The sequence below is a fragment of the Vibrio variabilis genome (assembly GCF_003263785.1).
Classification (GTDB): Bacteria; Pseudomonadota; Gammaproteobacteria; order Enterobacterales; family Vibrionaceae; genus Vibrio; species Vibrio variabilis.
On sequence record NZ_JYJK01000060.1, the window covers coordinates 1 to 8,466 of the forward strand.

The following is an 8,466-nucleotide window of genomic DNA, read 5'->3' on the forward strand; positions in this document are numbered from 1 at the left end:
CTTAAGCAGATCCCATGTCTCTTTCTCGTTGGTCAAATTGGTTGCAGCGCTACCCGGATACACAGGTACTGTCGACAGAAACTGGATATCGGCGTGACTACGAGCGCGATCCCTACGCCGGTTATGCCGAGCATCCTAATGTCTATTTTCCTGTGGCAAATCAAGCACCAAGTCAATACCACCAAAAAGAAATGGTGATGGGCGTACTATTTGGCGATAGTGCCGTAGCTTCCCATTCAGTGAGTTAGAAAAGCAAGATGAAATGAGTTTTGAGTACGTTGTTGGCGATCAGACGTATACCATTCACTGGGATAGCCCTAACCAGTCAGCTTGGATAACCAATAAAGACGGAGAGACCTTAGCGTCTACTTTGCTATTTTGGTTTGCTTGGTATGCTTTTTATCCTGACACCCAAATATTTGGTGCATCTTGAAAAATAAGCCCCAGGCACTTATGAGTACTTGGGGCTTGTATTCTTCGTTGTGTATAGCGGGTTTTATTAGCTAAGGCTTTCGATCAACGCTTTACCCACGCCGTGAGCACTCGTTGGGTTTTGACCCGTGATCACGCGCTCATCAACGATGACTAACTCTTGCCAAGGCTGCACCTTAGTGTACTGCTTAGCGGTACGTGCAAGAGACTCTTCCAGCAAGAACGGAATCGCATCGATAGTGCCAAAGTCGACTTCTTCTTCACGAGTAAAACCGGTCACCGACTTAGAGGCCAACAACTTTTCACCATTGCTAAGCGTAATTGGCAGTAGAGCACCCGGGCCGTGACATACCGCAGACACAACGCCACCATTCTCATAGTGTTTTGCCGCAATGGCTGCGAACGATTCGTCCGTTGCGAGATCAGACAGCAGACCAAAGCCACCAGGATAGAAGATAGCGTCGTAGTCTTCTACGTTGATTTGCGAGACTGGAATGGTGTTGTTAATGCGGTTTTGAAAGTCATCGTTCGCCAGCAGTTCTGCATTGACGCTGTCACCTTCGATATCCGTACCATAGAGCGGCGCTTTGCCGCCTTTGATTGAGGCGATGTCATACTCGAACCCTGCGGCTAGGATTTCACTGAGCGCATGGGTTAATTCTGGTGCGTAGGTACCGTTGGCTTGATCGGTTTCACCTAGCGTTGAGTGATTGGTCACTGGGATCAGTACTTTTTTCATGATTCATTCCTTTTGAGCAGACTGGCTTTTTATTGTACGAACTAATATTAATTGCAAAGCATATAGGTGATAATTGGCGAATTAGGAAAAACATTATTGCTATATAGCAAAAATAGGTATTGCCGAGGTCACTATGGAAAGCTTTGAAGGGATCAATGAGTTCGTTGCTGTTGCGGAAAGTCACGGTTTCTCAGCTGCGGCCAAGCAGCTTGGTTGCAGCACCAGTCATGTGAGTCGCCAAGTCTCGAGATTGGAACAGCGGGTGGGGTGGCATTACTAGCGCGCTCGACCCGAATGGTCAGTTTGACGGATGCAGGACAAGTGTATTACCAGCAGTGCAAAGAGCTGGTCATTGGATTGCAGCAAGCAAACGAGCGTTTATCTTCTCAACATATTGAGCTGAGTGGCACGTTGCGAGTAAGCGCTGCTGGCGCGTTTGCTGAAAATCATGTTGCGCCAGCTCTCATGGCGTTTGCCAAACAATATCCCGAACTCACCGTCGAGATGGATTTTAATACCCGTATGGTGAACTTCATCGAAGATGGCGTTGACTTTGCGATTCGCTATGGCCGTTTGAATGACTCTGGATTAGTGGCTAGAAAGCTGGTGGACAGACCGATGGCCGCCGCGGCAAGTCAGCAGTATTTATCACAATATGGTGAGCCAACGCATCCTAATCAACTTGCTCAGCATAGCTGCATTATCGCCAACAATGACCATTGGCAGTTTGAAAAAGAAGGTAAACCCATGAGCGCAATTCGAGTCAGTGGTCGCTGGAGAAGCAACAATTCCAACGCGCTGCTTCGAGCGTGTGAAAAGGGGCTGGGCATCGCTATTTGCTAGAAGCAGTTTTGGGGATGCATTATCTACGGGCAAATTAACGCCTGTTCTCGAGCCTTATTGGGGCAAAGGTTCCAGTAGCTGGATTGTTTACCAAAATCGCCGCTTCTTGCCCGTAAGAGCAAGAATGGCGATTGATTACTTAGTGAATTACTTTGCTGATTGGCAGGAATAAGGCGCGTTACTTGAAAAGGTGTTGCAGAGCGCGGCTGACAGGAAGTTTGCTTCCAGCCACATAAGCGTTCATTTTGCCGGTGAGGTCCTTTTTTACCTTCTCGAGCTTATGAAGATTGATCATCGTTGAGCGGTGAATTTGCCAAAAACAGTCTGGGTCAAGCTGGTTTGATAGCTCTTTGATGCTACTACGCAGCACATATTCCCGTTTGTCATCGGTAACTAAGGTAACGTACTTATCTTCCGCTTTTAAGTAGGCAATATCGTCGACCGACACCAAATGAATCTCGTCTTGCTTACTGGCTTTAAGCCACTTTGAAAACTGTGGTGTGGCGTTCAATGATAGCTTTTCCAAGTTAGCCATGAGCGAGCTAAGCTCTGGGGCAGGGTTGTGGGAAGACAATCGCGACTTCGCCTTTTTACACGCTTCAATTAGTCTTGCCTCATCAACGGGCTTGAGTAAGTAATCCATCGCATTGGCTTCAAAAGCACTGACGGCATAGTGATCAAACGCGGTGATAAAGATGACCAATGGCGCGGGTTGGTCGCTCTTTGCTGAGCGCTTGGCGATCTCACGTGCGACATCGAGTCCAGTCTTACCCGGCATTTGAATATCTAGAAATGCGACATCGATGTGTTCTCTTTCCATAGCAGCAAGTGCTTGTTCGCCGTTTTCACATTTCGCAACGACTTCGAGCTCAGGCCAAGCTTCCGCCAGCAGTTTGTCGAGGTGGAATCGAAGGAGCGGTTCGTCATCAGCGATCAGAGCTTTTATCATAGGTCAGTCCTAAATTAATCTGCATTGATTGGCAAAGTAATACTCGCCGTCACGCCACCTTGTACGTTTTCGGTGATGGTGAGCGCCGCGTTGCCGTGATACATGGCATTGAGACGCGACTTGGCATTTTTGATTCCGATACCGTGGCCAGCATTATCGTTGTTGGTTGATAAACCCAATCCGTTATCAATCACCTTGAGGGTGCAATGTTCATCATTGGCTTTTGCTTCAATAACAATGTTCCCTCCTTTTACACTAGGTTCAATTCCATGTTTGATGGCGTTCTCAACCAGCGGTTGCAAAAGGTAAGGCGGGATCATGATATGGCTTGCCTCAGAGGATATATCAAACTTCACGTTCAGTCTGTCACCCAAACGTGTTTGTTGGATAGCGAGGTAAGCCTCCAATAGTTCCATTTCTGAGGTGATACTGACATGACTGCTGCGATGGCTCGTCATCGAGGCGCGAAGAAGTGTGGTCAGTTTGTCGAGCATCACTTTGGCTTGCTCTGGATTGGCATCGACGAGCACGCTCACATTAGCAAGAGTGTTGAACAAAAAATGAGGCTCGATCTGGCTTTGTAGCTGTTTGAGTTCGGATTCAACCAAGGCTTTTTCTTGTTCAACTTTGTCGCGTTTGGTCTGTTCAAGCGCTTGTTGTAGCTTCATTTTCTGCTCTTGGGCATGAAAAAAATAAAAGCTCACCGATGTGAAGATAATGCCTAGGAAAAAGATCGGCTTTATACCATCCCAAGCATCGAACCCCGGGTATTTGCTCACCCAGAAGTAGGCATTGACTGTTCCAAGCGCAACAGCAACTGAGAGCGTAATAGCGAGCGATAGAGTGCGCTGCTGAGCCAGTGCCGGAACAAAACGCTCAAGCGCCCAAGACATGAATACAGCGCTGTAACCGTAGCCTAGGCTTATCATCAAGTTCTCGTAGTAAGGTGCTGACCAAATGGAAGCGGTGATCACCGCAATAAAGGCGCAGAACAGAGTTGTGAATAGTAGGGAGCGAGCCCAGCCATTCTCTGTCATTGGAATAGTCATCATTAGAAACGTCCTTTTAGATTAATTAGTATGTTATAGGTATCGGGTAAATTTGCATACACGCTATTCGTTGCCCCGGTCACGAATCGAGCGGCAAGTTCGAGGTTAAAACTGGTATCGCCAGTATCAACCACATCAAAGTCGAGCCACTGAGTGGCGATAATGCCGCCATCTTCTGGCGCGATCATGAGATCCAACCTTGGGTGCATGCTGCGCAGTAGATGACTGTCTTTGCTCCATTGCCACTGACGCCAGAAGATTGGATCAAGACGACCGTGCAGCATGACGTTGTGCTGTACGATGTTTTGCTGGCTGTAGCCAAGTGCAAAAGATTGAGATATGGGGTTGAATCTCGGGTCATTGGAGCTTGCGTACTGAAACGCGTTATCCCATTCAGATTGACTCCAAGCTCGCGAGTCGTACCAGTACTCGCCAATCACACTCAGGCCAGATTCGTGCGACCAAGTGCTTCCCACTAATACTTGGTTGGCATTATTTTTCTCCGTGAGTCTCGTTGGTTGATTCGGCGTGATGTCATAGTTGATAACGGCGCGAGTATGAAACGGAAGCGTGTGCTGACCATGCTTGGTTGAATACATTGACGAGGCTACCACCAAGCATTCCTTGACGAACATTGTCGTAATAGCCAACCATTTGCAGCTCAAGGTCGCCCAGCAAGCGATAGTACTTGCTTCCCAGTCCTTGCTGCTCGGTAGCGCGGCCATACTCTGAGGTGTCGAGTTGGCTCCAGCTTGAATCGGTAGCGATGAGCGTCCATTCCGATTCCATTCCATAGTGAGACAGGGTCAGTGTGCCCGCACCTTCTTCAATCTGTATGCCCACGGGGTTGCGGCGATAGGGGGTGAAAATGTCCAGCACTCGGTAGCCATAGCCAACGCCCCAATCGATACGTGCCTTACCCAGAAGAACGTCCCATTCAGAATCACCGAAAGTCACGCTGGTCTCATAAGTCAGTGTTGAGATGACCGCATCGAATTGACGTTGGTTATGGCCGTCAGGTGTATTGTCATATATTGATGTGCCAAGTAGAGCCACATTGGCGCTAACAGAATGAAACTGCGCATTGATATCGAGCAGGGCGTTCACTTGCTCGTGGCTTCGCTCACCTTGCGCTGGCAAGAATACACTGTCGCCGCCACCAATGGACTGCAAATTCACTTGATAGTCGGTTTCAATATCGATTTCATCCCAAGAAGAGTCAGAGGCGCTTGCTAAGTTGGTGCTTAGGAGAAGAACCAGCGCCGCAGGCACCCAAGCTATACGCTTGGGTGCAGGTAAGCTGTGTCTCAAGCCATGCTCTAAGCAAGGTTGGGCGTTCATAGCTCGACTCGCTTATTTTTCGACAGATACGCCGGGTTGTAGTACTTGTCGGCGAGCTGCTGCGGCGTGACCTCTTGGTAGTCGATAACCGTCTTTTTGTCGGTTTGGATTTGGTCGAGTAAGACCATAGTGACTACGCGTCGTTGGCCTTCACGCTCTCCAGATTCAAACAATGCCTTTTTGGCGAGCTTCCCAGAAGTGAGGTAGAGGTCGGCTCGCACTGGAAAACCGCTCTGTTTCTCGACCCAAAGGTCAATGGATTGATAGCTCGCGCCCGCTGTTTTTGCCTTAAGTGATAGTTGTAATGTAGGCTCTGAATCCGCACTAGTAATGTCACTTTGCTCAGAGACGATTTCACCCGTGTAATCTTGGCTCCAAGTCAGGGTGGAAACATCACCTACCGACGCATCACCTAACAGTTTTTGCATCGGTGTGATGCGGATGGGTCTACGACTTTTTGGCATCACTAGCCAATAGTTGTCACCAAGCATCAACATCTTTTGACCTTGCTCGACTTTGGACTTAAACAGCACCAAAGATTCGCGGTTAGGTCTCAAGTACACTTCATATTGTCGGATCTTATCGATCTCGCCATCTTGATAGAGCGCGACTTGGGTAACCACTTTGGACGCCGCGTCCTCTAAGCGGTAGTCATCGGCGATCGACAGTATCTCTGCAGCGCTGGTATCTTTAGATATTGTGTTGGCTTGCGCTTGCCAGCTGGCACAGATTGTGACTAATGATGCTATTAATAGCGGCTGTTTTCGAATCCAATTAAACATAAGCAAGAGCCTCCGTAATAGGTCGTTTAGTGCCTTTGCGCGAAGAAATAAAGGCGGCAAACACGCAGATGATGATGACGGCGATACCCGCATAGGTAGCAACGTTCAATGAAAATACGAGCTCCAATGGATAGCCTTCACTTCGCCCCGGTGGTGGCGGCATTTGAATATTGGCAACTTGAAGAAACAGTGTAGTGAGCCAAGCAAATAGAGCGCCTGCAACGCTACCGATAGTGCCGATGAGCACTGACTCACGGACAAACATGGCGATGATCTCTCGTGGGTAACTGCCCATCGCCGACAAAGCGCCAATTTCACGGGTACGCTCAGACACGGTCATCGACATCGTGTTAAATAGCGCCACAAATACCACTAAGCCAAGCACGATACCGAGTACACCAAAGATACCGTTGTAGAGGCCGCGAACTTTGTTGTAGAAAAACGCGCGCTCGTACCATGGGGTGAGTTGTAAGTTGGCAAAGGCTGGGTCGGTGTTGAGTGCTTTTGTCACTGCCGTTGAGGCGGAGTCTGTCAGTTTGGTGTCGTCTAGGTAGATAGATACAGCGCTCACTTTGTCACTGGCGAGCAGAGATTGCGCACTTGATAAGCGCACATGAATCTGGCGTTTATCAAGTTCAGGAACGCCGGTGCTGTAGGTGCCCAAGACTTGGAAATCCATCGCATTGAGCACTCCATCCGTTGTGGTGGCAAGCAGCGTTACCCAATCTCCAACGCGGACAGACAGGTTATTGGCCAGTTCACTGGCAATCATAATGCCGTCTTCGCTGGACTCGGTAAGTGCACTGCCGGTTTGCAAACCAATGAAATCTTCACGCAGAACAAACTCACTGGGTTCCACACCATTGCCGACAAAAATAGACGATTTGCGGCCATTGGAAATCAAACCAGAAAAATAGATCCTTGGTTGAATTCCCTTGGTTTCGAGCGCTAGACTGAGCAGCCCGTTAAGCGTTTGGTACTGAGCAATACCATTTTGCAGTGGCATCTCTTCTTCACGCTCAAAGTAGCCAGGTTGGCTTAAGGTAATGTGGCCAACATCATTCGCGGTGGAACGCTCTAGCGATTGATAGGTAAACAAGCCAAAACCCGCTGCCGCAGTGAGCGCAAAGATAGCAATCGCAACGATGATCAATGACAACAGTGTGCGGCGCTTGTTTCGAACAAGATAGAGGCTCGCGGCTTTAAAGCCCTGTAGTTGTGATGAAATCATGCGATCTCCTTACTAAGCTCAATTGGCTGGTGGCTTGACATGGAAGAGAGTGTACCGTCAACCAATTCAATGGTGCGGTCACAGCGACTGGACATACGGCTATCGTGCGTGGCGACGATGAAAGTCGTGCCTTGCTCATGACTCAGCTTCTTCATTAACTCGACGATTTGCCCCGCAGATTTGCTGTCTAGACTGGCGGTTGGCTCATCGGCAATGACCAATTGTGGGTTGTGAATCAGTGCTCTAGCGATGGCAACACGTTGTTGCTGGCCGCCGGAAAGGTGGTCGGGACGATGGTGCTTTACCTCACCAAGTCCCACACGCTCTAGCCATTGCTCGGCAATTTGCATGCGTTCTTGGTAGGAGACTTTGTTTAGCATAAGCGGATAGGCTACGTTCTCCAGTGCCGTCATTACTGGGATAAGGTTAAAGCGCTGAAACACAAAACCGATGTTCTCACGGCGAAAACGAGTCAGTGCCTTACCGTCTTTGCTCATGGCATTACCCGCGAAATGGATCTCGCCGTCATAGTTGGTGTCGAGCAGCCCTAAAATATTGAGCAGCGTACTTTTCCCTGAGCCCGACGGCCCACACAAAGCGACGATTTCGCCAGTCTGAATCGTGCCAGAAATGTGCTTAAGCGCTTCTACGTGGTTTGCACCCATGATGTAGCGCTTGTGTAGTTGGTGAAACGTAATCATATCGACTCCTTGCGATACTTTTCGATTGGTGTGTGTTCAATTTACTGAGCCGGGCAGGGCGCTGCTTTGTGATGCGACAAATGGTGATTTTTGGAGATAAACGGTGAGTTGTGGGGATAAATGGTTCTCAAAGAATGATCGAATTGTCAGTGGCTACGTTGAAAGAGAAGAGATTCACAATGGGCATTGAGAAACATGAGTTCGACAATAAATAAGTTTAATCCCAACAAGTTACTGAACAGCAAGTGGACGGCAGTGACACCAAAACAGAAAGAGAAGCACTTCATTGTGGTTGGAGTGGAGCGCGATGATGAAGGCGTGGTGATTGGTTGCCAGTTAGAGGCGATTATGTCGAAGCGAGCGATAGTAGATGGATTGGCGTGAGTTGAAGGATAGGGG

Annotated in this window: 9 protein-coding genes and 2 pseudogenes; 3 read left to right on the forward strand and 8 right to left on the reverse strand. The window is 48.7% G+C overall.

Annotated elements, in window-relative coordinates; all coding sequences use genetic code 11:
- Nucleotides 1-11: 11 nt before the first annotated feature.
- Nucleotides 12-433 (forward strand): annotated as a pseudogene (locus tag TZ48_RS26300) (DUF3179 domain-containing (seleno)protein); the annotation flags it as partial.
- A gap of 66 nt (nucleotides 434-499) precedes the next feature.
- Here TZ48_RS26300 and TZ48_RS08645 read toward each other — a convergent pair.
- A complete protein-coding gene (locus TZ48_RS08645) occupies nucleotides 500-1,171 on the reverse strand; it encodes a type 1 glutamine amidotransferase domain-containing protein (RefSeq protein WP_112478873.1) in 672 nt (223 codons plus the stop codon).
- A gap of 133 nt (nucleotides 1,172-1,304) precedes the next feature.
- Here TZ48_RS08645 and TZ48_RS08650 point away from each other — a divergent pair.
- Nucleotides 1,305-2,186, forward strand: a pseudogene (locus TZ48_RS08650) (LysR family transcriptional regulator).
- Nucleotides 2,187-2,192: 6 nt separating this feature from the next.
- On the opposite strand, the gene TZ48_RS08655 reads toward TZ48_RS08650, so the two are convergent.
- From TZ48_RS08655 to TZ48_RS08685, 7 genes are read right to left on the reverse strand one after another with little or no spacing between them, the layout of a single operon-like run.
- Nucleotides 2,193-2,963: a LytR/AlgR family response regulator transcription factor gene (locus TZ48_RS08655; protein WP_112478874.1), complete on the reverse strand. Its 771-nt coding sequence runs from the start codon at nucleotides 2,961-2,963 to the stop codon at nucleotides 2,193-2,195.
- A 14-nt stretch (nucleotides 2,964-2,977) separates the two neighbouring features.
- Nucleotides 2,978-4,015 carry a sensor histidine kinase gene (locus TZ48_RS08660; protein WP_112478875.1) on the reverse strand — a complete coding sequence of 346 codons (1,038 nt, stop codon included), beginning with the start codon at nucleotides 4,013-4,015 and terminating at the stop codon, nucleotides 2,978-2,980.
- Nucleotides 4,015-4,611 carry a hypothetical protein gene (locus tag TZ48_RS08665; RefSeq protein ID WP_112478876.1) on the reverse strand — a complete coding sequence of 199 codons (597 nt, stop codon included), beginning with the start codon at nucleotides 4,609-4,611 and terminating at the stop codon, nucleotides 4,015-4,017. The genes TZ48_RS08660 and TZ48_RS08665 overlap by 1 nt, the downstream gene beginning before the upstream one ends.
- A complete protein-coding gene (locus TZ48_RS08670; RefSeq protein ID WP_112478877.1) occupies nucleotides 4,547-5,353 on the reverse strand; it encodes a hypothetical protein in 807 nt (268 codons plus the stop codon). The genes TZ48_RS08665 and TZ48_RS08670 overlap by 65 nt, the downstream gene beginning before the upstream one ends.
- Complete coding sequence (locus TZ48_RS08675; protein ID WP_112478878.1) at nucleotides 5,350-6,135, reverse strand: outer membrane lipoprotein-sorting protein; 786 nt, start codon at nucleotides 6,133-6,135, stop codon at nucleotides 5,350-5,352. Before TZ48_RS08675 ends, TZ48_RS08670 begins: the two co-directional genes overlap by 4 nt.
- Nucleotides 6,128-7,366: an ABC transporter permease gene (locus TZ48_RS08680; protein ID WP_112478879.1), complete on the reverse strand. Its 1,239-nt coding sequence runs from the start codon at nucleotides 7,364-7,366 to the stop codon at nucleotides 6,128-6,130. Before TZ48_RS08680 ends, TZ48_RS08675 begins: the two co-directional genes overlap by 8 nt.
- Nucleotides 7,363-8,067, reverse strand: coding sequence for an ABC transporter ATP-binding protein (locus TZ48_RS08685; protein ID WP_112478880.1), 705 nt, complete (start codon nucleotides 8,065-8,067; stop codon nucleotides 7,363-7,365). Before TZ48_RS08685 ends, TZ48_RS08680 begins: the two co-directional genes overlap by 4 nt.
- 195 nt (nucleotides 8,068-8,262) lie before the next feature.
- On the opposite strand from TZ48_RS08685, the gene TZ48_RS08690 reads away from it, so the two are divergent.
- Nucleotides 8,263-8,451 (forward strand): TIGR02450 family Trp-rich protein, encoded by a 189-nt coding sequence (locus tag TZ48_RS08690; protein WP_420822930.1) that lies wholly within the window; start codon nucleotides 8,263-8,265, stop codon nucleotides 8,449-8,451.
- The last annotated feature ends 15 nt before the right edge of the window (nucleotides 8,452-8,466 follow it).

Excerpts from the sequence above, each read along its gene's own strand:
- TZ48_RS08660 (WP_112478875.1), bottom strand. The coding sequence starts at position 4,015 with ATGATGACTATTCCAATGACAGAGAATGGCTGGGCTCGCTCCCTACTA.
- TZ48_RS08655 (WP_112478874.1), bottom strand. The coding sequence starts at position 2,963 with ATGATAAAAGCTCTGATCGCTGATGACGAACCGCTCCTTCGATTCCAC.
- TZ48_RS08690 (WP_420822930.1), top strand. The coding sequence starts at position 8,263 with ATGAGTTCGACAATAAATAAGTTTAATCCCAACAAGTTACTGAACAGC.
- TZ48_RS08685 (WP_112478880.1), bottom strand. The coding sequence starts at position 8,067 with ATGATTACGTTTCACCAACTACACAAGCGCTACATCATGGGTGCAAAC.
- TZ48_RS08665 (WP_112478876.1), bottom strand. The coding sequence starts at position 4,611 with ATGTATTCAACCAAGCATGGTCAGCACACGCTTCCGTTTCATACTCGC.
- TZ48_RS08675 (WP_112478878.1), bottom strand. The coding sequence starts at position 6,135 with ATGTTTAATTGGATTCGAAAACAGCCGCTATTAATAGCATCATTAGTC.
- TZ48_RS08680 (WP_112478879.1), bottom strand. The coding sequence starts at position 7,366 with ATGATTTCATCACAACTACAGGGCTTTAAAGCCGCGAGCCTCTATCTT.
- TZ48_RS08670 (WP_112478877.1), bottom strand. The coding sequence starts at position 5,353 with ATGAACGCCCAACCTTGCTTAGAGCATGGCTTGAGACACAGCTTACCT.
- TZ48_RS08645 (WP_112478873.1), bottom strand. The coding sequence starts at position 1,171 with ATGAAAAAAGTACTGATCCCAGTGACCAATCACTCAACGCTAGGTGAA.